The sequence below is a fragment of the Phytohabitans maris genome, from assembly GCF_031085175.1.
GTDB classification, from domain to species: Bacteria; Actinomycetota; Actinomycetes; order Mycobacteriales; family Micromonosporaceae; genus Phytohabitans; species Phytohabitans maris.
Window position 1 is genome coordinate 81,013 of record NZ_JAVHUY010000006.1, and the last position, 22,785, is coordinate 103,797.

Below are 22,785 nucleotides of genomic sequence, written 5' to 3' on the forward strand. Positions count from 1 at the left end.
GCGGCGAAGCGAGGACGGGCATGAGCGCTCAGCAGTGGGCCACCGGGATCGGGCTGGTGGCGCTGGCCACGCTGCTGACCGGCGTCGGCCTGCCGGCGCTGCTCCCGCCCGACCGGGTGCCGGCCATCGAGATCACCGTGCCGGCCGCTCACGAGGTTCAGCCAGGGCAGAATGAGACGGCACCGCCCAGTGCGGGCACCGTACCCAGGCCCGCCAGCGGAGACGACGACGATGACGATGCCGACGACCGGCCCGCCCGGCCACCCGCCGCCGGAGGCGGGTCCGGACCCGACGATGACGATGCCCCTGCCCGTCCCGCAGACGACGACTCCGACGACGGTGGCGGCGGGGACGACGATGGGGGCGACGACGGGGACGACGACTGAGCGGAGCCGCTGGCGGCCGCCCCTCGGGCTGCGGCTGCGCCTGCTCGGCTGGGCGCTCGTGCTGCTCTGCATCGCCAGCCTCGCCTCGGTCGTCGTGATCCGGCAGGTGCTGCTCAACCAGCTGGAGAACCGGATCACCGCGGACATGCGGCAGGAGGTGACCGAGTTCCGCCGCCTGGTCGACGGGCGCAACCCCACCACGGGGCAGCCGTTCGGCACCGACCTGCGGGCGATCGCCGACACGTACCTGCTGCGCAACGAGCCGCAGCCGGGCGAGGCGGTGCTGGTCTTCGTCGACGGCGCGTTCTACCGCTCCACCGGCGACCCGCCGTACGACCTGGCCGCCGACGCCGCGCTCGTGGCCCGCTGGACCGCGCTGCGCGACAGCGCGTACGGGGAGGTCGACGGCGGGGCGGCCGGCGCCGGGCGGTGGCTGGCCGTGCCGGTCGTCATCGACGGCGCGGTACGCGGGCACGTGGTGGTCGCCGAGTTCGGCGCCGAGCGGCGCGCCGAGATCGACCGCGCCGTGCAGATCATGGCGCTCGCCTGCCTGCTCGTACTCGTGGTCGTGGCCGCCGGCGGGTACCTCGCGATGGGCCGGGCCCTGCGCCCGCTGCGCCAGGTCACCGAGACCGCCCGGGTCATCGAGGAGACCGACCTGTCCCGGCGGATCGAGGTGACCGCCACCGACGAGGTCGCCGACCTGGCCCGCACGTTCAACGCGATGCTCGGCCGGCTGGAGGGGGCGTTCGCCGCGCAGAAGGCGTTCGTCGCCGACGCCGGCCACGAGCTGCGTACCCCGATCACGATCGTCCGCGGCCACCTGGAGCTGATGGGCGACGACCCGGCCGAGCGGGCCGAGACCGTCGCGCTGGTCACCGACGAGCTCGACCGGATGAACCGGATGGTCGACGACCTGCTCGTGCTGGCCCGGGCCGAGCAGCCCGACTTCCTGCAGCTCGACCGGGTCGACGTGGCACCGATGACACACGAGGTGTACGCCAAGGCGGTGGCGCTCGGCGACCGCGACTGGCGGCTCGGCGAGGTGGCCGAGGTGACGGTCTGGGCCGACCGGCAGCGGCTCACCCAGGCGCTGATGCAGCTTGCCCAGAACGCCGTCCAGTTCACCGCCGCCGGCGACCGGATCGAGCTCTCCGCCCGCGCCGAGCACGGCCGGGTGCTGCTCGCGGTACGGGACACCGGCCCGGGCATCGAGCCGGAGGAGCGGGAGCGGATCTTCGCCCGCTTCGCCCGGGGCCGCGACGGCCGGGCCCGTGCCGAGGGTACCGGCCTCGGCCTGGCCATCGTCGCCGCCATCGCCCAGGCCCACCGGGGCGCGGTCGCGGTGGACAGCGTGCCGGGGGCGGGCGCGACGTTCACGCTGGTGCTGCCGGGCGCGCCGCGATGAACCGGATCCTCATCGCCGAGGACGAGCCGCGGATCGCCTCGTTCCTGACCAAGGGGCTGCGCGCCGCCGGGTACGTCACCACGGTCGTCGAGACCGGCGTCGACGCGGCCGCGTACGCGCGCGGCGCCGACTTCGACGCGCTCATCCTCGACCTGGGGCTGCCCGGCCAGGACGGGCTCTCGGTGCTGGCCCAGATCCGGGCCCGGGGCGAGCGCCTGCCGGTGATCGTGCTGACCGCCCGGGACGCGGTGCCGGACCGGGTCACCGGGCTGGACCAGGGCGCCGACGACTACATGACCAAGCCGTTCAGCTTCGAGGAGCTGCTCGCCCGGCTGCGGGCCCGGCTCCGCGACCGGGGCCGGGACACCCCGACCACGCTGCGCGCCGGCGCGGTCGTGATGGACCTGGTGCGGCGCACCGTCACCGTCGACGGGCAGCCGGTCGAGCTGACCGCCCGTGAGTTTCTGCTCGCCGAGACGCTGATGCGCCACCCCGGCCAGGTGCTCAGCCGCGAGCAGCTGCTCGACCGGGTATGGGGCCTCGCGCACGACCCCAGCTCCAACGTCGTGGACGTCTACATCGGATACCTGCGCCGCAAGCTCGGCCAGGAGCTCATCCACACGGTACGCGGCGTGGGTTACCGGCTGCGCGAACCCTAAGCGGACTCTCACCCGCGGTTCACCGTCCACTCACGACGGTGGTCGATCGTCGTGGCATGACCCGACTGCTCACCGGACCCGACGCGGGCGACCTGCTCGGCGTCGCCCTGCACCCCGGGCGGCTGCTGTCCTGGCGCGCCCGGCAGGTCGACCACCAGCCCGGCCGGGGCTGCACCGCCGCGTACGAGGTGCGCGTGCGCTGGCCGGACGGGCGCGACACGCACGAGCGGATGGCCGCCTGCACGGGGCGGGTCCCGGCCGGCGTGACCGTGCTCGACGACGGCGCCGAGCGGGTCGGCGTCTGGCGCTACCCGTACGACCCGGACCTGCCCGCGCTCGCCACGGCCGCCGACGGCACCGCGGTCGCGGCGCTGCTCGACGGCTTCGGGCTGGGCGGCGGGCCGGTGCGGCTGGCCCTGCGCGCGTACCGGCCGCGCCGCCGGGCGGTCATCGAGGCGGTGGGGGAGCGGGGCCGGCTCTTCCTTAAGGTGGTACCCCCCGGCCGGGTACGCCGGCTGCACGAGCGGCACCGGACGCTGGTCGCCGCCGGCGTGCCTGCCGCGCCCAGCCTCGGCCACACGCCGGACGGGCTGCTGGTGCTCCAGGCGCTCCCCGGCCGTACCCTGCGGCAGGCACTGCGGCACGGCTTTCCGGTGCTGCCACCGGCGTCCGCCGTACTCGCGCTGCTGGACCGCCTGCCGGCGGAGCTGGCTTCTGGCCGGCGGCGCCGCACCTGGGCGGAGAAGGCGCCGCACTACGCCGCGGTCGTGGGCGCGGCGCTGCCCCCGGCGGGGGAGCGGGCGGCGGCGCTCGCCGCGGCGATCGGCGCCGAGGGCGGGCGGGGCGCGGTGGTGCCGGTGCACGGCGACCTCTACGAGGCGCAGCTCCTCGTCGCCGGCGACCGGGTCACCGGCCTGCTCGACATCGACACCGCTGGCGCGGGGGAACGCCTGGACGACCTCGCCTGCGTGCTCGGCCACCTCTCCGTGCTGGCCGACCTCTACCGTCCACAAGCGACAGCCATCAACCGGCTCGGCGCCCGCTACCTCGGCGCGTTCGAGCGGTCGGTGGACCCGGCGGACCTGCGCTACCGGACCGCGGCGGTGGTGCTGTCGCTGGCGACCGGCCCGCACCGCGTGCAGGAGCCGGGCTGGCCGGCCGCCACCCAGCGCCGCCTGGACCTGGCCGAGCGGTGGGTGGCGAGCGCGCGGACCATGAAAGGCTCCTCATCCCGCCGCCATGCCCGTCTCACCGCGCCCGCACAGGCTGAAACCCACACGCAGAAGGAGGAGTGACATGCGGCTATCACGACCCTGGCGGGTCGCCGTCGCGGGAGCCGGCGCCGCCGCCATCCTGGCCGGCGTCGCGGGTGCGGCCACGGCCAGCGACGGCATCCAGCTCAACGACAAGGTGCAGCCGATCGAGATCGGCGGTAACCTGGACGCGGGTACCGCTGGCGCGGACGACTCGGCGGAGTCGGCCGACAGCGCGGGCGAGTCCCCGTTCGACTCGGCCGGCTCGGCCGGCGACAGCCCCGGCGATCCGAAGTGGACGGACCCGTCGCCGGAGTCCGCCGACAGCGCCGCCGAGTCGGCGAACGACTCGCCCGCCCCGCCCCGCAAGCCGGCGAAGGCCAAGCCCGCCGGCGACTCCGCCGGCTCGGGTGACTCCGGCGGCTCCGCCGACTCCGGCGACTGACAGCACCCCGCGCTCGCCGCGCTCGCCGGCTTCCCCGCCCTCCGCCGCCAGCTCCACGCGGGTTTGACCGCGGTGTCCGCCGGACCCGAGGTGTGCGTGCGCGAAGCTCTGGAGCTGCCCGCACAGACGGGGCACCGCGACGACCCGGCCGAGGAGCACGGCTAGGCGTCGCCTCGCAACGTCGCCCGCCGTCGTGCAGATCTAGAACGTTTAGGGCTGATATAGAGCCATAAACGTTCTAGATCTGCTTTCGGAATCAGCGTCGGGCGCGTCGCAGCGTTCCTTCGGACGCGATTTGCCCCGGTCCGCCCCAGCTGTGGGCCGGATGCGCGGGGTCCCCGGGGAAACGTGGAGCGCAGCGGAGCGCTTTCTTGGGGTGCTTTCCCGCGGGGACCGCGGCGGCCGGCGGCTCGCTGGCGCTCGCCGAGTTCCCCGGCCTCCGCTGCCGGCGCCGCGGCACAAGCCCGACCGGGGACGAGGTCCGCGCTGACCGCCCACGGCGGGTGCGGGGAAGCTGTGCGGTCGCACGCACAGACGGGGCAGCTCCAGAGGCTCCCGCGCACGCACATCCGTCCGCCCGGCGGCGGCGCGGTGGTGAGGTGTCGTGGACGCACGGACGCCTGGACGGCCGGCGGCTCCCCGCAGGGGCCGGGGTGAGATCGCCGGCCGCGGAGGGTGAGGCCGCGGGAGCAACGGTCTGGACCACCGCGGGCGTCGCGGTAGCTCGATTTCTTTGGGATTGGTCTTTCTGCCGGCGCGGCGGCGCGCGTGTCAGGCGGCGAGGCGGTGGAGGAAGGAGACGAGCGCCGCGTGGTAGGGGGCGATGGTGGAGAGCTCGGCGTATTCGTGCGGGCCGTGCTGGCCGTGGCCGCCGACGCCGAACGCGACCGCGGGGATGCCGCGGGCGGAGTAGAAGCGGCCGTCGCCGGCGCCGTGCTTGTAGAGGAAGGCGCCGTCGTAGCCGGCCTCGCGGGCGGCGGCGCGCAGGTGGGTGATCTCCGGGCGGTCGTGGTCGGCGTGGTGCGGGGCGTCCACGTGGTCGACCGAGACGGTGACGCCCGGCTCGCAGAACGCGGCCAGGTGCGCGGTGATCCGTCCGGCGTCGGCGCCGGCCCAGTCGGTGTCCTCGGTGGGGAAGCGGATGTCGAGCCACGCCTCGGCCTCGCCCGGGATCTGGTTGAACGCCCGGTTGGGCGTCTCGATCCGCGCCACGTTGACGGTGGTGCGCCACGCCTCCGCGGCCGGTACCGGGTAGCGCTCGGTGAGCCGGTCGATCGTGCGGACGAGCTTGAGCAGGGCGTTGTCGCCGAGCCACGGGTACGCGCCGTGACCGCTGTGGCCGGTCGCGTGCAGCCGGGCGTGTGCCAGCCCCTTGGAGTCGGCCACGATGTCGAGCCGGCTGTGCTCGCCGATCACGACGAAGCCGGCCGTGACGCCCCGCTCCAGCTGGTGCCGCGTGCCGTCGCGCCCGCCCACCTCCTCGTCGGCGACGAGCTGGAGCGCCAGCGGGTACGGCAGTGCGGCCGCGGTCTCCTTGAACGCGAGCGCCTGGGCCAGCGCCGTGACCTTCATGTCCTGGGCGCCCCGCGCGTACAGCCGGTCGCCCTCCCGCCTCGGCCGGAACTGCTCCGGCGTGGCCGGTACGACGTCGAGGTGCGCGTTGAGCACGACCCGGAAGTCGCGCCGCTCGCCGGGTCCATGGTGGAGCAGGGCGCTGGGCACCCCGCTCGACTCGAACCACTCCACCCGGAAGCCCGGCCCGACGAAGTCGACCACGAACTCGACCGCCCGCCGCAGCTCCTCCGGCCGGTCCGCGGTGGACGGCACGGCGAGCAGCTCCTCGGCGGCGGCGAGAAAGCCATCCAGCTCCACGAAACCATCCTGCCCGACGGCGGGTAACCACGGCCGAAGGCCGGCGCGGCTTTGGGACCGGAGGGCGGGAACGAGCGATGCCGGCGCGCCCGACGGCCGAAGATCATCCGGCCAGCGCGCGGCGTTCATCCGCGATTTGATCAACGTCGCCAGGGTGTGGCTACCCGCGGTGCCAGCCTGCTCCACGGCGACCGCTGGACTCGTCCGCTCAGTCAGGGAGACGCAATGGCCAAATCCGTACCCAGGACCCGATTCGCGCTGGCCGCCGTCGCGGCGGCGCTCGTGCTCCTGCCCACCGCGGCCGCGCAGGCCGGCGGGTCCGGACAAGCGCAGCCGGGGCAGAAGACGCTCTGGCGCGGTGACTTCGACGGTGCCAGCTCGGCGTGGTCGGTGCAGACCGACGGTACGCCGGCCGGCTGGCGCGGCTGGACGTTCACCCAACGGGACGACTGGTTTGCCACCGCCGCTCCGGCCGGCGTGGGCTGCGATCCGGAGAACGACCAGCCGCTGGACCAGCGCTGCTTTCTCGACGGGCGCCAGCAGTTCTCCCGTTCCCGCGGGGTGATCGCGGTCGCTGACAACGGCGTCGCGGCGGCCAAGGGCGCGACCGTCGACGGCGACCACCCGGTCAACAGCACGCTGGTCAGCCCCGCCGTGCCGCTCAACAGCCGGAAGGCGATCGAGCTCGTCTTCTCCTCGCACTACCGGCAGGCGCACAAGGCGGTCGGCCGGGTGACGGTGGCGTTCGACGGCGGCGCGGAGACGGAGATCCTCCGCTACTCGGCCGCGCGGACCAGCGCCAACGGCGGCGAGGACGTCATCTCCGGCCAGGAGGTGATCCGGGTGAAGGTGCCGTCGGGGGCGCGCACCGCCGTGTTCCGCTTCGGGTACAGCAGCAACCGCCCGCAGATGTACTGGGCGGTCGACGACGTGCTGATCCGCACCCCGCTGCCGGCGCTCTCCAGCAACGCCAAGCCGGTGATGCTCCAGGTGCTCAGCGACATCCAGGTGGAAGGGCTGCCGTACACCGACGGGGCGCTCGACCTGCTCCGCCGCGAGGCGCCGGGCGCGAAGGCGCTGCTCTTCGACGGCGACATCATCTCCGGGCCGCGCGAGGCGACCCAGGAGCAGCAGGTGCACGAGTACGCCCAGGTCAGCGCGGCGTTCGAGGGCCACAAGCTGCCCCCGGTGTATCCGGCGATCGGCAACCACGACGTGCGCAGCCGGGTGCTGACCAAGCAGCAGCAGGTGGACAACTACGTCACGTGGGCCAACCAGTGGGGCGCGGAGATCACCAAGCCGTACTACGAGAAGGTCATCGGCGGCGTGCCGCTGGTCGTCCTCGGCGAGGAGGGGAACGTCCCCGAGGACGAGAAGCAGGACATCAGCGACGCGCAGGTGGCGTTTCTGATCGAGCGCCTCGCCTACTGGTCGGCGAAGGGCAAGCAGGTGCTGGTGATGCGCCACTACCCGTTCGAGTGGACGGTCTCCGGCTCGTACGGCGACTTCTACGAGAACGGTCCGCGCGACTTCGAGCTTGAGAAGATCATCGGCAAGTACCCGAACGTGATCTACCTGAGCGGCCACACCCACTGGTCGCCGTACCGCCGGGACTGGTCGGCGCGGGTGGTCGTGGACGGCGGGCACCAGGACGGCTACACGGCGATCAACACGGGCGCGCTGGCGATGGAGTTCGCACCGAGCCCGGACAACCCGTGGGACGAGGACTCGGCCACCGACCGGCCCGAGTCGCCGGCCGTGCTGACCGTCGCCGTGTACGACGACCGTACGATCGTGCGCGCGTTCGACGTGCTCACCGGCGAGCAGATCAACGAGATCGAGGTAGCCAACCCGGCGACCCGCCGCTGACCGCCGCCGCTCCGGCCCCGCCCGAGGTCCCACGGGCGGGGCCGGAGCCATGCTCACCACAGCCGCCTCAGGTCCAGGATCGTGGGCGTGCCGTCCGGGGCGGTCCAGACCCGCACCGGCGACCGCGGGTCCGCGGACTCGTAGAAGTACCGGTCGTCGGCGAACCCGTTGCGCGTGCTCGCCGTGTGCTCGATGACCGCGGCCCGGCCGCTGCCCCGGTCCCACACGACGTCTCGCCCGCCCAGGGATCCGATCGCGAGGCGCCCCTCCAGCGCCGGATCGAGGCTACCTTTCTCCTTCAGCGGGATGTAGCCGCCGCCGTCGAGGTCCTGGATCGCGGCCTGGTCGCCGACGGTCCAGCCGGTGCACCACGCGGGTCCACACGCGACGGTCGCGACCATCTCCTCGTTGGCGGTCCACCGGTATCGCTTGACCACCACCGTGTGCAGCCAGCTCTCCGGGTCCCGGACCGTGGGCCAGCGCCGGTACAGCTCGACGAACGCCTCTTGGACGATGTCTTCGGCCGCCGCCATGCTGTCGGTTATCACGTACGCCAGGCGGATCATGGCGTCGTAGTGCGCCCGATACGCCGCGCCGAAGTCGGCCAAGGCGCTTCCGCCCGCCTGGGGCTCCTCTACCGCGGTCCTCGTCACGCTTCCTGGTCGCACCGGACCCCCGATCGGTTCCGCCTCTCGCGCCGGATTTGTTTGAACAGATGACGCCGACCCGCCCGTATCACCGTTCAGGGAGTGTGAACCTTGTGACGATGACGAAGACCGCGGCACCGCCCGCGACCGCGACCGAGCCCCGGGAGGGCCGGGTGGCGGCGGTGCTGGGGCGCCGCCGGCGGTGGCTGTATCCGCTGGTCGTGGCGGTGATCCTGGGCCAGATGGCGGTCGCGATGGTGACCGCGGCCAGCCAGCAGACCCCGACGATCGACGAGCCCGTCTACGCCGGCACGGCCGTCTGGCAGCTCCAGGAGCACAGCCTCCGCTACAATCCGGAGCACCCGCCGCTCGGCAAGCTGGTGATCGGCGCCGGGCTGGCGCTCTCCGGCGCCGAGGTCGACCCGGCCTTCACCGGAGACCAGACCGCACTCGGCCGGCACCTGCTCTACGAGTCCGGCTACGACCCGTGGCGCCTGATGCTCCTCGCCCGGCTGCCGGTGATCCTGCTGACGCTGCTCTTCGGGCTGGTGGTGCTCGCCTTCGCCCGCGACGTGGCCGGCCCGGCCGGCGGGCTGGTCGCGCTGAGCCTCTACGCCTTTTCGCCCGACGTCATCGCCCACGGCTCCCTCGCCACGCTCGACCTGCCCGTGGTCGGCTTTCTGCTCACCTCGGTGTGGCTGGCGTGGCGGGCGCGGCAGCGCCCCCGGCTCTACGTGCCCCTCGCCGGGCTGGCACTCGGGGCGGCGCTGGCCACCAAGATGAGCGCTCTCCCGGCCGTACCGGTGCTGCTCCTGCTGATCCTGCTGTCGGTGTGGTCGGCGGCCGGGCGGACCTGGCGCGGCGCGGCCTGGGGCGTGGCCGCCGCGGCCGGCGCGGCGCTGCTCGCGGTCGCCGTGGTCTGGGGTGCCTACCTGGCCGTCGACCCGCGGCTGGAGTGGGTGCCGCCGCCGGACGTACCGGCCACCGGCGGCTGGCGCGGCCTGGTGGCGCGTCTGCTGCCGTTTCCCGAGCCGTACGGCGACGGGCTGCGCATGCAGTTCGGCTTTGAGGACTCGCGGTGGAGCGGTTTCCTCTTCGGCGAGCTCTACAGCGGCGGCCGCTGGTACTACCTGCCCGCCGCGCTGCTGGTGAAGTCGCCGCTCGGCGCCATCGCGCTGTGGCTGGCCGGCGCGGTCGCGCTGCTCGCGGTGCCCCGGCTGCGGGCGGCCGCGCCCTACGTGCTGGTGCCGGCCGCCGTGCTGCTCGGCGTGGCGATGACCGGGGCGCGCGACTTCGGCACCCGCTACGCGCTGGTGGTGCCGGTCTTCCTCGCCGTCGCCGCGGCCGCCCTGACCGCCGTGCGGTGGCGCTGGCCCGGGGCCGGGCGCGAGCGCCGAGCGACGGCGGCCCGGGTCGCCGCGGCGGTGCTGGTGCTCCTCGTCGCGGCAAGTTCGCTGCGCACGTTTCCGTACTACCTGCCGTACTCGAACGAGGCCTTCGGCGGCCCGGCCCGCACCCACGAGCACCTGCACGACTCCAATGTGGACTGGGGGCAGGACCTGGGGCGGCTGGCCGACCGGCTGCGCGAGCGGTACGCGGGGGAGCGGGTCTGGCTGGTCTACAAGGGCAGCGGCGTGCCGTCGTGGTACGGCATCGAGTCGTCCGACCCGCTGGCCGTGCCGGCGGGGGAGGTGCGCGGGCTGCTCGTCGTCTCGGACAGCTCCGCGGCCAAGGCCACGGGTCCGCTCGCGGAGCTGATCCGCACGAGCGAGCCGATCGACACGGTGGGACACTCGATCACCCTCTATCGACGGTGAGCACGAACTTGCCGCGGGCGTGATGCTCCTCGACGAAGCGGATCGCGTCGGCGGTCTCGCTCAGCGGGCGGGTCTGCTCGATGACCGGGTCGAGCGTGCCGGCCGCGACCATCGCGCCGAGCTCGGCGAGCTCGTCGCCCTTTGGCGTGGCGAGCAGCGGGCGCAGCCGGTGCGACACGAACGGCGCCAGCGCCATCAGGCCGAGCAGCCGCGGCATCGGGCCGAGCACCTTGCCGCCGCTGCCGAACGACGCGATGTACATCCCCTTGGGGGCGAGCACGCGGCGCATCGCGGCCAGCGGCTTGTCGCCGACCAGGTCGAGCACGACGTCGAAGGTCGACCCGCCCCGCGTGACGTCGTCGATCGTGTAGTCGACCACGCGATCCGCGCCGATCGAGCGGACCAGGTCGGAGTTGCGCCCGCCGCAGGTCGCGGTGATGTGCGCGCCGGCCGCCTTCGCCAGCTGCACCGCGAACGTGCCCACCCCGCCCGACGCGCCGTTGACCAGCAGGCGCGTGCCGGCGCCGACCTGACCGAGGCGGATGCCCTGCAGCGCGGTATTGGCCGCGACCGGCAGCGTGGCCGCCCGCTCGAACGACACCTCGGCGGGCTTGGCCGCGAGGTGCTTCTCCTTCGCCACCGCGAACTCCGCGAAGCCCTTCTGGCTGACCTCGCCGAACACGCCGTCGCCGGGCTGGAAACGGGTCACCCCGGGCCCGACCGCCTCCACCGTGCCGGCGACGGCCCGGCCGAGGACCCGTGCCCGCGGCCGGCGCAGCCCCATGGCGAGCCGGATCGCGCCCGGCTCTCCGCGCATCGCGGCGCGGTCGCCGAAGTTGAGGGAGGCGGCCCGCACGCGGACGAGCACTTCGCCGGCGCCGGCGGTGGGGCGCTCCACGTCCGCGTAGCGCAGGACTTCGGGCGGGCCGTAGCGGTCGTAGACGATGGCCTTCATCGGTGTGTCTCCCTTCAGCGCCGGCGGTAGTCGCGCAGGCCGTTGACGACGGCGCTGACCAGCGAACCGATGCAGATGACGACGATGATCCCGTTTGTCCACCGGGAGGCGCCGGCGGACCAGCCGGCGGCTTCGACGAACGCGGGGTTGAGGATGCGGTCGTTGACGGCGAGCCAGATGAGCGTCAGGCCGGTGGCGAGTTCGACCGCCGCGCGACCGATCGCCAGCGGGATGCTCGGGCTCACGTAGTACTTGGCGAAGGAGAGGCCCAGGCTGACCACGAGCAGGCCGAGGAAGGCGTAGATCAGGCCGCTGTCCCAGAGCCAGGGGTCGAGCAGCCCGATCGCGTCGCCGTCGGCGTCCGTCTGGAAGCGGAGCACCGGGGAGATCAGGATGAACGAGGTGAACACCACCATCGCCACCGTCTCGGCGATCAGCTCCGCGTATCGCGTGCGGCGGCCCACCGGCTCGGGCAGCGCGTCCGGCGTCCACCGCCGGGTGGGCAGCTTTGGCGAGGGGACCCGCTCGACGATCGCGAAGAGCACCGTGGTCCAGAAGACGACGTGCAGCGCGGCCGTGAACCCCGCGCCGACCGCGTCACCGACCACTGTGGACGCGTCTCGCTCCAGCAGCACCCGCACCAGCCCGACCCCGGCCGCCACGGCGGGCACGACGGTGACCAGCAGGACCCGCAGCAGCTTCGTGTACTCCAGGTAGAACGCGGGGCCGATCAGGTGCAGTGGGCGGTCGGCGTAGCCAGCGGCCAGCCGGGCCGGGTCGCCCAGGTCGGTGAGCACGGCCGCCTCCGCCTCCGCCGGCGTGACACCCGCCTCGAGCCGGTCGTCGACCGCGTCGGCGATCGACGTCCGCAACTCGCGCTCGATGTCGGGCCGCTGCCGGCTCGGCACGCGGCGGAGGGTGGCCTCGATGTAGCGATCGGTGAGCGTGGGGGTGGTGGACGTCGTCATGGCTCGCCCTTCAGGGTGCGGAACGCGGCGTGCAGCTCGTCCCAGTCGCGGCTCAGCGTGTGGGCGAGCTCCTCACCGAGGTCGCTGGTGCGGTAGAACTTTCGCGGCCGGGACTCGTCGGTATTCCAATCGCTGGTGAGCAGGCCCTGCTTTTCCAGCCGGCGGAGCAGCGGATACAGCGTGTTGGCATCCACGGCGAAGCCGCTGCGCTCCAGCAGGTCGAGCAGGGCGTAGCCGTAGTTGGGCTTGCGCAGGATCAGCAGGCAGGCGAGCACGACGGTGCCGCGACGCAGCTCCTGCAGGTGCGTCGAGAGCAGTTCGTCGTCGAGCATGCGTCACACGGTACTGTGTGCCACACACTATCGCAAGACGCACATCATCCGGCTCGTCATCATCCGGCTCGTCAGAAGAGGAGGCCGGACTCCAGGACGATCACCGTGCCGATGAGGACGAAGACTCCCGGGACCAGCCAGTGGCCGTAGCCGCGGACCAGCGCGACGACCCGCCCGTGCGAGCCCAGCCAGGAGCCCGCCGCGCACCAGGCGGCCACCAGCACCGCGAAGACCGCCACCGTCACCAGGCTCGCGGTCAGGCCGATCGTGCGGAGCATCGGCGTGTACACGGAGATGTTGTCGGCGCCGTTCGCGATCGTCACCGCGGCGACCGACCAGGGGCCGCCGGCGACCACGGGCGGCTCCTCACCGCCGGAGGACCGGGAGCGGAGCGCGGCGACCAGCCCGCGCACGCCGAGGGCGATCGGCACCAGGCCGAGCAGCCCCACCCAGCGGTCGGGCACGACCGTCAGGCCCAGCGCGGCGGCGGCCGACACGGCGACGAGCGCCGCGATGCCCGCGTACTGGCCGGCCCAGACGTGCCACACCTTCGGCTTGCCGCCGGCGCGGGCGGAGAGGAAGAGCACGGTCAGGACGATCAGGTCGTCTACGTTGGTGCCCGCGAAGACGCCCGCGGCGGCGCCCACCGTCCCGAGCGGCCCAGCCATGATCGAGCCAGCGTACACAGTGGGAGCCGGCACCCCGGGTGGCGCCGGCTCCCGGGTGGGCGTGCGCCGGTCGCCGCGCCGGTGCACGCCCCGGGGCCGCCGCCGAGGAGCGGCGGCCCGCCAATCGAGGTACCTCTCAGGCGGGTGCGTTCCACTTCTGGTTGGCCGCGCCGGTGCAGGTCCAGATCTGCAGCCGGGTGCCGTCGGCCGAGTTGTTGCCGGTGACGTCCAGGCACTTGTTGGCGTACACGCTGGTCAGGTCGCGCCCGGCCGTGTACGTCCACTGCTGCGAGGCGCCGCCGTGGCAGTCCCACAGGTGGGTCTGCGCGCCGTCGGCCGTGCTCGGGCCGGCGATGTCCAGGCACTTGCCCAGCGCGCGGATCGTGCCGTCGGTGCCGCGGGTCCATTGCTGCGCGGCGGTGCCGTTGCAGGCGTAGAGCTGGACCGCCGCGCCGTTCGCGGTCGAGGCGCCGGCCACGTCCACGCACTTGCCGGCGAGGCCGGTGATCTGGCCGGTGCTCCCGCCGCCACCGCCGCCGCCGGACTGGGTGCCGGTCCAGGTGAACGTCGCGGTGGTGCGGGCCGGCAGCGTGTACGTGAAGGACTGGTTGCCCCAGTTGACCCGGACCGACTGGGAACCGGTGCCTCCATTGTGGGCGATCAGCGCCTTGGAACCGTCGGTGTTGCGCCACGCCACGTTCTGCACGGCGGTGTTGTTGGAGTCGATCCGCTGCGCGCCCGGCCGCACGAACTTGGTCAGGTGGCCGGTCGTGTAGTACTCGATCGTGTTGTCCACCTGGCCGGCCCGAGACCCTCCCTCTTGGACGGTGACCAGGCCGGTGCAGGTGCCGCAGCCGCCGTTGTGCGGGCCCATGTTCTGGTTGAGCGCCAGGCTCCACTTCACCAGGCTGCCGCTCCAGTTACGCGCGTAGTTGACGATGTCGTTCAGGTCCTCGTTGTGCTGGTTGCCGACCCACGTGCCGCCGGAGTGCTCGGTGGAGAACTGGCGCACGTTCGGGTACTGGTTGCGCACCTGCGTGCCGACCGCCGGGTCGCCGAAGTAGCCGTGCCACGCGATGCCGCCGAAGAGCGGGTCGTTGCGGATCGCCGCGTCGGCGAGGATCCCCTGGCCGATCTGGCCGTAGTCGCCGTAGTTCCAGTCGTGCACCAGCACCTTGGTGGTGATGCCGGCGGCCCGGAACGCGGGGAAGAGGTGGTTCTTGGTGAGCTCGATCAGCCCGGAGGCGTTCCAGCTCATGCCGGGGTAGTTCATCGCGGTGGGGTTGCCGGCCTGGCAGCAGTTGGGCTCGTTCTGCACCGAGACGTAGTCGACCGGTACGCCCGCGGCCTGGTAGCTCTGCACGTACTTGACGAGGTACTGGGCGTACAACCCGTAGTACTCGGCGCGCAGCCACCCCATCTGGTCCATCCGGCCGTTGTCCTTCATCCAGCCGGGGGCGCTCCACGGCACGCCCTTGACCCGCAGCGCCGGGTTGATCTGCTTGGCCTGCTGGGTCAGCAGCCGCACGTTGGTGTCGTACCCGTTGGCGCCGAAGTCGTTCAGGTCGCAGCAGGTGTCGTCGAGCGAGACGTTGCCGGGGCGGGAGAGGTCGGAGGCGCCGATCGGGTTGCGGACGAACGACAGCCCGATGCCCTCGGTCGGGCTGAAGAGGCGGCGCATGACCGCGTCGCGGGTGGCCGCGCTGATCGGGCCGCCGCGGAAGAGGTACGCCGTCGTGTCGGTGATCGACGCGCCGCCGCCCTCGAAGGTCTGGTAGCGCACGTTCTCGTTCACGGTGATGGTCTGGTTGGCCGAGCCGCCGGCCGGCCCGAAGGCGATGGCCGCCTGCTGCTGCAGGCCGCGGGTGACGTTGCGGCCGCCGCTGTCGGAGGTGGTGGTGAGCCAGACGTTGACCTGCTCGCCGGCGGCGTGCGCGGGTGGCGACAGGACGACGCCGGCAGCCGCGACCGCGAGAAGGGTGGCGGCGGCGGCGAGCGCTCTGGGCATGAAGGGATCTCCCTCGCGTAGGGATCGTCTCGCCTGGCGGTTTCGCCAGGCGACGCCGGACATGGATGTGCGGCGTCAGACCCCCTCACCGTCCTTGGACGAGCGTGAACGGCGATGGCCTCGGGTGGGTCCAGCGCCCGCTGCCGCGCTCGACCCGGCGGGCGCGACGGCGGTAACGGAAATGAAACACCCACTTGGAACGAGTGTCAATATGTAACGCCGGCCGGGCCGGTGGAGCCGCGGACCACGAGCTCGGTCGCGAGCTCGACGTGGAGAGCGTCCAGCTTGTGCGCGTCGAGCAGGCGGATCAGCAGGTTGACGGCCATCCGCCCCATCTCCTCCAGGGGCTGCCGCACGGTCGTCAGCATCGGCTGGGTGGCGCGGCTGACCTCGATGTCGTCGAAGCCGGCCACCGACAGGTCGTCCGGCACCCGCAGGCCGCGCTCGGCCGCCGCGCGGAGCGCGCCGACCGCCATCTTGTCGTTGAACGCGACCAGCGCGGTCGGCCGCTCGGCCAGGTCGAGCAGCTCGCGGGCGGCCCGGTAGCCGTGCTCGGTGGTCGGCTCCACCACGAACCGCACCAGCTCCGGCACCGGCAGTACGCCGACGTCGGCCAGCGGCGCCACGTACCCGGCCTGGCGGTGGTCGGTGACCAGCCAGTGCCGCGGCCCGCCGATGATGCCGACCCGGCGGTGGCCGAGCTCGACCAGGTGGGTCATCAGGCGGCGGGCGCCGGCGAAGTGGGCGGCGGAGACCGCGGGCACGTCGCGCGGCGGCGGGGTGCGCGGGTCCACGACCACGAACGGGAAGCCCTGGTCGCGCAGGCGCTCCAGCTCCTGGCCCGGCTCCGGCGGGAGGATCAGGATGGCGCCGGACAGGGAGGTCCGGCCGGCCAGGCCGGGGAGGACCGCGGCGTGCTGGGCCGCCTCACCGGCGTTGAGCACCACCGGCCGGCCGTGCACCTCGAGCGTCTCGGCGACCGACGACACGATGATGCCGAAGTAGTCGGTCAGCACGTACGGGCAGCGCACGTAGACCGCGCCGCCGGCCGGCTCGGGGTCGGTGCGGCGTGGCACGTGCTGGCCGAGCCGGCCCATCGCGCGCAGCACGAGATCGCGGGTGTGCGGTGCGACATTGGCCCGACCGTTCATCACCCGGGACACCGTGGCGATGGACAGACCGGTCTCGGCCGCGATGTCGCGCACCGTGACGCGGGCACCGTGTGTTACGCCGCGTTGTTTCATGGTGGAACAGCATACCGGCCACGTGCGTCGATCCGCGCACTCAGCGTTCGCGGGCGGCCTCGATCGGTACGACGTCGGCCAGGTCGGGCGCGGCCCGCGCGAGGTCGGGCGGCGGTGGCGCGAGGTCGGGCACCGCCGGGGCGAAGTCGGGCGCCGGTGGCATCGACTCCGGCACCAGCCGCGCGAGGGCGGGTACCGGCGGACGGGGCGGGCGCACGCCCAGTTCGAGGCTCCGCTCCCGCCACCAGGACGCGGACTCCAGGCGGCTCAGCAGGATCCCCTCGCGCAGCGCCCACGGGCAGACGGTCACCTGCCGCAGCCCGAAGATGTCCATCGCGGTATGGGCGACGAGCGCGCCGGCCAGCGACTGGCGGGCGCGGGGCTTGCTGATCCCGGGCAGCCGGGCCCGCTCGGCGGCCGGCAGGCGGGCCAGGCGGGCGAGCTGGTCACGCAGGTCCTTGCGGCGCAGCAGGCGGGGTACGAGCGGGCCCTGCCGCCGGGGCGCCGCGCCGCAGAGCCGGGCCAGCTGGTGAAACGTGCGGGACGTGGCGACCGCGGTGTGCGGCCGCTTCCAGCACAGCCGCTCGGCGATCTCGCCCAGCTCCTGCCGCAGGTAGTCGCGGAGCGCCTTCACCTCGCGCCCGCTCGGCGGGTCCTCGCGCAGCCGCTCCCGGGTGAGCCGGCCGGCGCCGAGCGGCAGCGAGACCGCCGTCTCGGTCGTGACGTCGTGGCCGTACGCGACCTCGACCGAGCCGCCGCCGATGTCGAGCAGCAGCAGCGGCCCGGCCCGCCATCCCATCCACCGCCGGGCGGCCAGGAACGTCAGCTCCGCCTCCTCGACGCCGCTCAGCAGCCCGAGCGTCAGGCCGGAGCAGTCCCGTACGGTCGAGAGCACCTCGTCCCGGTTGGGCGCGTCGCGGACCACCGCCGTGGCGTACCCGAAGAGCTCGTGCACGCCCATCTCGCGGGCCTGCGCGACGGCGCCCGACACGGCCTTGGCCAGCCGCCCCACCGCGGCCGGGTCGAGCTGGCCGTCCGGGCCGACCCGCTCGGCGAGGCGGAGCTTGGTCTTGACCGCGCTGACCGGGATCGGCAGCCCGTCGCCCGCCTCCGCCACCAGCAGGTGGGCGGTGTTCGAGCCAACGTCGAGAACTCCGATGCGCATGGGCGTTGATACCCGGTGCCGGCCGCGCCAACCATCCGGCCGGCACCGACCCGGCGCGCTCACCGGACGGTGAGGAGCGTCGCCTCCTCGTGCACGGTGGTCGCGACGTCGAAGCGGGCCTCGAGCATCCGCGCGGCGTACTCGACGTCCTCGACGAACGGCACCGGCAGCATCGACGCCGCGTCCGGCGCCGCGTGCGAGGCGACCAGTACGATCCGGTCGGCCTTGCGCAGCCCCTTGGTCACCAGCAGGCTGAGGTCGTCGGGCATGAGGCAGCGCCACAGGTCGATGTGGACGAACTGGGCGAACTGTCCGGTCCGGAAGTCGTGCAGCATCAGCCCCAGCCGGTGCCAGTTGGTCTCGTCGATCGGGGCGTCCTGGTCGAACGTGTGCGAGCCCGGGCCGAGCGGGAGGCGCGACACCCCGTACCCGGCGATCAGCGTGCGGTCGGTGAGCCCCGCGCGGACCTCGGCCGGCAGCACGGCGGGGCGCCCCAGCCCCGCCCGGCGGCAGGCGGCGACCGCGTCGGAGTAGAGCCGAACCCGCCCCATCACCTGCCCGAGCGTGGCCGGACTGTGCATCGCCTCGAAGTCGTAGCGCGGGTGCTTGCGGGCGATGTACCGGATGTTGTCGAGGGTGCCGAGCAGCTCGCCGGTCGGGCGGTAGTGCGGCATGTGGTACGCGATCGCCTCCGGGTCGCGGGCGAACAGGTCGGGCGGGCCGCCGTGGTGGTGGAAGACCCGGTAGAACAGCTCGCTGTCTTCCAGGCCCCACTTGACGATCGCCTCGTCGAAGCCGCCCACCGCGTCGAACGTCGCCTTGTCGACCGAGGCGTTGTGGGTGAAGCCGAGCAGCCACGGCGCGCGGGCGAAGTCGCGCCGGTGCTGCGGATGCGCGGTGTGCCCGTCGCGCGGGTCGCCCCGGTACGCGTCGAGCATCGCCGGCGTGGGTGACTCGCCGCGCAGCAGCGCCCCGGCGGCGGCCCAGTCGATGTCGAACCGCTCGCCGAGCAGCACCCCGGGACGGCCGCCGCGCCCCTCGTGGTACGCCGCGTGCCGCTCCAGCAGCGCCGGATGGGCCACCGTGTCGGCGTCGACGAACACCACGACATCGGCGCCGGCCCGGGCCGCTCCGGCGTTGCGCCCGGCCGAGCGGCCACGGTTGCGCTCGGCCCGCACGCAGGTGACGTTGAGCCGGTCGGCGTACTTGTCGACGGCGGGCGCCAGCGGCACCGGCGAGCCGTCGTCGTTGACGATCACCTCGAAGTCGGCGGCCGGCATGGTCTGCCGCGCCAGCCCGCCCAGCGTCAGGTCGAGCAGGGGAGCGTTGTTGTACGCGGGCACGACGACGCTCAGCCGGAACCGACCCATGGTGCGCCCGCCCTTCCCGGTAGCCGTGTGCGCCAGTGATCGAGAGCCTAGGTTGGCGGACTCTAGGATCGGTCGGAATCCGGTCTGATCCGGCTGATCGCCGGGACCGGTCGCGGCTCCTCGCCGGACCGTGGTGACCACGTTATAGTGGCCCCAAATTTGGCGTTGCCTCAAGATTTGGGCGAGGGCGATGGGACTGCGCGAGCAGAAGAAGGAGCAGACCCGGCGGCTGATCACCGAGACCGCCTGGCGGCTCTTCGCCGACCGGGGCTTCGACCGGGTCTCGGTGGCGGAGGTGGCGCGCGCGGCACAGGTGGCCGAGACCACGGTGTTCAACTACTTCCGGACCAAGGAGGACCTCTTCTACTCCGGCCTGGAGGGGTTCGGCGCCGAGCTCGTCGACGCGGTGCGGCAGCGGGCGGCCGGGGAGTCCGCGCTGGCCGCGTTCCGCCGCTTCCTGCTCGGCGCCCAGGGGGTGCTCGCCCGGATCGCCGAGGGCGACGCGGAGGCGCTGGCCCGCGCCCGCTCGGTGATGGAGATGATCGCCCGCAGTCCTCGCCTGCGCGCCCGCGAGCAGGAGGCGCTCGCCCACATCACCGACGGCCTCGCCGACCTGCTGGCCCAGGAGACCGGCGCGGCCGGCGACGACCTCACCGCCCGCGTGGCGGCCAACGCCCTCGTGGGCGTCCATCGCACGCTCATCGAGTACGTGCGCCGCCGCGTCCTCGCCGACGACGGTGTGCGGCGCCTGGCGGACGACGTCCGCGTGCGCGCCGAGTCCGCCTTCGCCCTGCTGGAGCGCGGCCTGGGGGACTACGCGACCCGCTGACCGCCGTCGGCACGCCCGCCACTTCGCTGCCCGCTGCTCGCCGTCGGCGCGCCCGCTGCTCGCCGTCGGCGCGCCCGCTGCTCGCCGTCGGCGCGCGCATTAGCACACCCATCGAAATATTTGGTTAAGCCTATTTACTGTTAGGTTTGTTTACCTTATGTTGATGGGCACCAACCCGAGCGGATCCCCCGAAACAAGGAGGATTTCATGCGAAGACGGATCACCCTCCCCCTCCTGACAGTCGCCGCGATCGTGGCCTCGTTCTTCGTGGCCATCTCGCCGGCGCAGGCGCACGGGTACGTCTCCTCGCCGCCCAGCCGGCAGGCGATGTGCGCGCAGGGCCGGGTCGCCGACTGCGGCGACATCATCTACGAGCCGCAGAGCGTCGAGGCGCCCAAGGGCTCGATGCAGTGCAACGGTGGCGGCACCCGGTTCGCGGTGCTCAACGACAACAGCCGCAACTGGCCGACCACCTCCGTGGGCCAGAACGTGACGTTCAGCTGGGTGCTCACCGCCCGGCACGCCACCAGCACCTGGGAGTACTTCGTCGGCGGTACGCGGATAGCCGTGTTCGACGACGGTGGACGCCAGCCGGCGGCGAACGTCTCGCACAACGTGAACCTGGGCGGGCGTACCGGCCGGATCACGGTGCTGGCCCGGTGGAACATCGCCGACACGATCAACGCGTTCTACGCCTGCGTCGACCTGCAGGTCGGCGGGGGTGGCGGCAACCCACCGCCGACCACGCAGCCGCCCGCCCCCGCGTGCGGCAACGCGTGGAGCGCCACAGCGGTCTACACGGCCGGCGCGATCGTCTCCCACAACGGCCGCCGCTGGCAGGCCCAGTGGTGGACCCAGGGCGAGACCCCGGGTACGACCGGCGAGTGGGGCGTCTGGCGCGACCAGGGCGCCTGCGGCTGAAACCCGATCCCTCAGCGGTTGATCAGGGAGTTCGTGGGCGTGTCGTGCGGCGCGCCGCTCCACAAACTCCCTGATCAACCGCCAGCGCGCGGAGGCGAGCCATGCGAGTGGTTCTGGTGGTCCTGGTTTTCGCGCTGGCCGCGTGCGGCGCGGAGGCTACGAGTGGTGCGCCGACGACCGCGCCGCCGTCCACGGCCGCCGCGGCGTTGCCGGCCACTGTGGACGGTGCGCACAACGCGACGGACGTGATGTTCCTGCAGATGATGCTGGCGCACCACGAACCGGCCGCCGCGCTGCTGGAGCTGGGACGGAGCAAGGCGACCCGCGCGGACGTACGCGGGCTGGCCGGCGACCTGGCCACCGCGCAGGCCACCGAGACCCGCACGATCACCGGATGGCTGGAGTCGTGGGGCGAGCCGCTCGTCTCCACGGCGCATGCCGGCGCGCACGCGGCGCACGGCGGGCTCCCCGCCCTCGGTGACAAGGAGGTCGCCGAACTGGAGCGGATCGGCGGCGCCGAGTTCGACACCGCGTTCCTCAACATGCTGATCGGGCACCAGCACGGCGCCGTCGAGCTTGCCCGCATGGAGGCGACCAGCGGCCAGAACCCGCAGGTCAAGGCGCTCGCCAAGCACACCGACGAGACGACCCGCGCGCAGATCCGGCAACTGCTGCGGATGGTCGCCGGCTGAGCCCCGCTCGTGATCGAAGCTCCCGTGAAGTCGTTCTAACGACTTCACGGGAGCTTCGATCACGGGTTCACCAGTCCGAGTTCGTCACCCCGGTACCCAGGATGATCTGGTCGAACTCGTTGCCGTCGTTGTCGTCGGTGTACGCGACGCTCACCTCCGACCAGGGCGACACCGCGACCGCGATCTGCTCCTGCCGCCCCGCGGTGGCCTGGCTGAGCAGCTGCGCCCCGAGCCGCCCGGTGCCGGTGCCGTCCGGGTTGCGGCCGGCGATCCAGACCTGCGGGTCGGTGCCGCCGACCGTCCAGGCCAGCGCCACGTTTCCCTGGTCGTCGATGCCGATCCCGGGCGCCACCGCACCCGCCCCGGACGACACCTCCACCTCGGCGTGGCGCGCGGTGCCGGCGGCGGTGAAGGAGCGGGCCCACACGCCACGCGTACCCGTGTGGTCGGACTCCCACGCCACGGCGAAGTCGCCGCCCGCGCCGGCCGCCACCGCGGGCCGTTGCTGCTCGCCACCCGCCTGCGCGTTCGCCAGCCGCCGGGACAGGGTGACGGCACCGTTGGCCCGGGCCAGCCGGACCAGGCCGACGTCGCCCCCATTGCCCCACACCACGAGCGCCTCGCCCGAGGGGAGCACCGCCACGTCCGGCCGGCGGTGGTCGCCCGTGGTCTGGCTGGCCACCACCTCGTACGCCTTGGTGGTCGCGGCGGTGTAGCCGGACGCCCGTACCGTCGCCGGGTTTGTGCCCTGGATGTCCTCCCACACGACCGTAAACGCGACCGCGCTCGTGCTGCCCGGCACCCCGTCCGGGTCGACCGACACCTTCGGGAAGACCTGCTGCCCGTCGGTGCTGGCGTTGGCCCGGCCGGAGGCGAGCACGCTGCCGGTGGGGGAGACCACGCGGTACGGGACGTTGTAGTAGCCGTTGCCGTCCGGGTCGTCCGCCCAGACCACGACCGCGTTGCCCCGGTCGTCGAGGCCCACGTCGGGCGTGACGTGCTTCCAGGCCACGCCGCTGGTGCCGCCGCCGGAGAGCTTCACCTCGTACACCGGCGTGCCGTCCTTGAAGAGCCGCAGGAAGATCTCGGAGTGCGCGTCGTCGGCGGGCGCGGTGGTGTCGCGGTCGTCCTCCCACACGACGGCGACCTGGCCGTTGCGGTTGGCCGCGATCGCCGGCACGTCCTGGTCGCCGGTGGCGACGCTGTTGGCGGTCGACCAGGTGACCGACTCCACGCCGAGCAGCATCACGGCGGTCGCGATCGAGACGATCGACATG

The 22,785-nt window shown here is 73.3% G+C and carries 20 protein-coding genes and 1 pseudogene; 10 read left to right on the forward strand and 11 right to left on the reverse strand.

Annotation, left to right across the window (positions count from 1 at the left end; genetic code table 11):
• Positions 1–20 precede the first annotated feature (20 nt).
• From RB614_RS07915 to RB614_RS07935, 5 genes are read left to right on the forward strand one after another with little or no spacing between them, the layout of a single operon-like run.
• Entirely contained in the window at positions 21–386 is a 366-nt protein-coding gene (locus RB614_RS07915) for a hypothetical protein (protein WP_308711724.1), read from the forward strand.
• Positions 358–1,794, forward strand: coding sequence for a sensor histidine kinase (locus tag RB614_RS07920; RefSeq protein WP_308711725.1), 1,437 nt, complete (start codon positions 358–360; stop codon positions 1,792–1,794). The genes RB614_RS07915 and RB614_RS07920 overlap by 29 nt, the downstream gene beginning before the upstream one ends.
• Positions 1,791–2,453, forward strand: coding sequence for a response regulator transcription factor (locus RB614_RS07925; RefSeq protein ID WP_308711726.1), 663 nt, complete (start codon positions 1,791–1,793; stop codon positions 2,451–2,453). The genes RB614_RS07920 and RB614_RS07925 overlap by 4 nt, the downstream gene beginning before the upstream one ends.
• Before the next feature lie 56 nt (positions 2,454–2,509).
• The gene (locus tag RB614_RS07930) at positions 2,510–3,748 is read left to right on the forward strand and encodes a phosphotransferase (protein WP_308711727.1); all 1,239 of its coding nucleotides are present in this window, start codon (positions 2,510–2,512) and stop codon (positions 3,746–3,748) included.
• Position 3,749: 1 nt separating this feature from the next.
• Positions 3,750–4,151 carry a hypothetical protein gene (locus RB614_RS07935; protein ID WP_308711728.1) on the forward strand — a complete coding sequence of 134 codons (402 nt, stop codon included), beginning with the start codon at positions 3,750–3,752 and terminating at the stop codon, positions 4,149–4,151.
• 771 nt (positions 4,152–4,922) lie between these two features.
• On the opposite strand, the gene RB614_RS07940 is transcribed toward RB614_RS07935, so the two are convergent.
• Positions 4,923–6,023, reverse strand: coding sequence for a M20 family metallopeptidase (locus tag RB614_RS07940; RefSeq protein WP_308711729.1), 1,101 nt, complete (start codon positions 6,021–6,023; stop codon positions 4,923–4,925).
• Between the two features lie 225 nt (positions 6,024–6,248).
• On the opposite strand from RB614_RS07940, the gene RB614_RS07945 reads away from it, so the two are divergent.
• The gene (locus RB614_RS07945; RefSeq protein ID WP_308711730.1) at positions 6,249–7,892 is read left to right on the forward strand and encodes a metallophosphoesterase family protein; all 1,644 of its coding nucleotides are present in this window, start codon (positions 6,249–6,251) and stop codon (positions 7,890–7,892) included.
• A 53-nt stretch (positions 7,893–7,945) separates the two neighbouring features.
• On the opposite strand, the gene RB614_RS07950 is transcribed toward RB614_RS07945, so the two are convergent.
• Positions 7,946–8,545: an RNA polymerase sigma factor gene (locus RB614_RS07950; RefSeq protein ID WP_308711731.1), complete on the reverse strand. Its 600-nt coding sequence runs from the start codon at positions 8,543–8,545 to the stop codon at positions 7,946–7,948.
• Between the two features lie 113 nt (positions 8,546–8,658).
• Here RB614_RS07950 and RB614_RS07955 point away from each other — a divergent pair, with 113 nt between their 5' ends.
• Complete coding sequence (locus RB614_RS07955) at positions 8,659–10,356, forward strand: ArnT family glycosyltransferase (RefSeq protein ID WP_308711732.1); 1,698 nt, start codon at positions 8,659–8,661, stop codon at positions 10,354–10,356.
• Here the strand turns inward: RB614_RS07955 and RB614_RS07960 are convergent.
• The 8 genes and pseudogenes from RB614_RS07960 to RB614_RS07995 form a co-directional block, all read right to left on the reverse strand.
• Entirely contained in the window at positions 10,337–11,311 is a 975-nt protein-coding gene (locus tag RB614_RS07960; RefSeq protein WP_308711733.1) for an NAD(P)-dependent alcohol dehydrogenase, read from the reverse strand. The genes RB614_RS07955 and RB614_RS07960 overlap by 20 nt on opposite strands.
• A gap of 14 nt (positions 11,312–11,325) precedes the next feature.
• A complete protein-coding gene (locus RB614_RS07965) occupies positions 11,326–12,279 on the reverse strand; it encodes a permease prefix domain 1-containing protein (protein ID WP_308711734.1) in 954 nt (317 codons plus the stop codon).
• The gene (locus RB614_RS07970) at positions 12,276–12,611 is read right to left on the reverse strand and encodes a PadR family transcriptional regulator (protein WP_308711735.1); all 336 of its coding nucleotides are present in this window, start codon (positions 12,609–12,611) and stop codon (positions 12,276–12,278) included. Before RB614_RS07970 ends, RB614_RS07965 begins: the two co-directional genes overlap by 4 nt.
• A gap of 71 nt (positions 12,612–12,682) precedes the next feature.
• Positions 12,683–13,279: a cadmium resistance transporter gene (locus tag RB614_RS07975; protein WP_308711736.1), complete on the reverse strand. Its 597-nt coding sequence runs from the start codon at positions 13,277–13,279 to the stop codon at positions 12,683–12,685.
• Between the two features lie 136 nt (positions 13,280–13,415).
• Positions 13,416–15,287: a ricin-type beta-trefoil lectin domain protein gene (locus RB614_RS07980; protein ID WP_308711737.1), complete on the reverse strand. Its 1,872-nt coding sequence runs from the start codon at positions 15,285–15,287 to the stop codon at positions 13,416–13,418.
• Positions 15,288–15,493: 206 nt separating this feature from the next.
• On the reverse strand, positions 15,494–16,531 hold the full coding sequence (locus RB614_RS07985; RefSeq protein WP_308711738.1) for a LacI family DNA-binding transcriptional regulator: 1,038 nt from the start codon (positions 16,529–16,531) through the stop codon (positions 15,494–15,496).
• A gap of 256 nt (positions 16,532–16,787) precedes the next feature.
• A pseudogene (locus RB614_RS07990) lies at positions 16,788–17,696 on the reverse strand (Ppx/GppA phosphatase family protein); the annotation flags it as partial.
• Between the two features lie 59 nt (positions 17,697–17,755).
• On the reverse strand, positions 17,756–19,066 hold the full coding sequence (locus tag RB614_RS07995) for a glycosyltransferase family 2 protein (protein ID WP_308711739.1): 1,311 nt from the start codon (positions 19,064–19,066) through the stop codon (positions 17,756–17,758).
• A 190-nt stretch (positions 19,067–19,256) separates the two neighbouring features.
• Here RB614_RS07995 and RB614_RS08000 point away from each other — a divergent pair, with 190 nt between their 5' ends.
• From RB614_RS08000 to RB614_RS08010, 3 genes are all read left to right on the forward strand, one after another.
• Entirely contained in the window at positions 19,257–19,895 is a 639-nt protein-coding gene (locus RB614_RS08000) for a TetR/AcrR family transcriptional regulator (RefSeq protein ID WP_308711740.1), read from the forward strand.
• A 207-nt stretch (positions 19,896–20,102) separates the two neighbouring features.
• The gene (locus tag RB614_RS08005; protein ID WP_308711741.1) at positions 20,103–20,816 is read left to right on the forward strand and encodes a lytic polysaccharide monooxygenase; all 714 of its coding nucleotides are present in this window, start codon (positions 20,103–20,105) and stop codon (positions 20,814–20,816) included.
• A 101-nt stretch (positions 20,817–20,917) separates the two neighbouring features.
• The gene (locus tag RB614_RS08010; RefSeq protein ID WP_308711742.1) at positions 20,918–21,508 is read left to right on the forward strand and encodes a DUF305 domain-containing protein; all 591 of its coding nucleotides are present in this window, start codon (positions 20,918–20,920) and stop codon (positions 21,506–21,508) included.
• 67 nt (positions 21,509–21,575) lie between these two features.
• Here RB614_RS08010 and RB614_RS08015 read toward each other — a convergent pair whose 3' ends face one another.
• The gene (locus RB614_RS08015) at positions 21,576–22,784 is read right to left on the reverse strand and encodes a hypothetical protein (RefSeq protein ID WP_308711743.1); all 1,209 of its coding nucleotides are present in this window, start codon (positions 22,782–22,784) and stop codon (positions 21,576–21,578) included.
• Position 22,785: the final 1 nt, after the last annotated feature.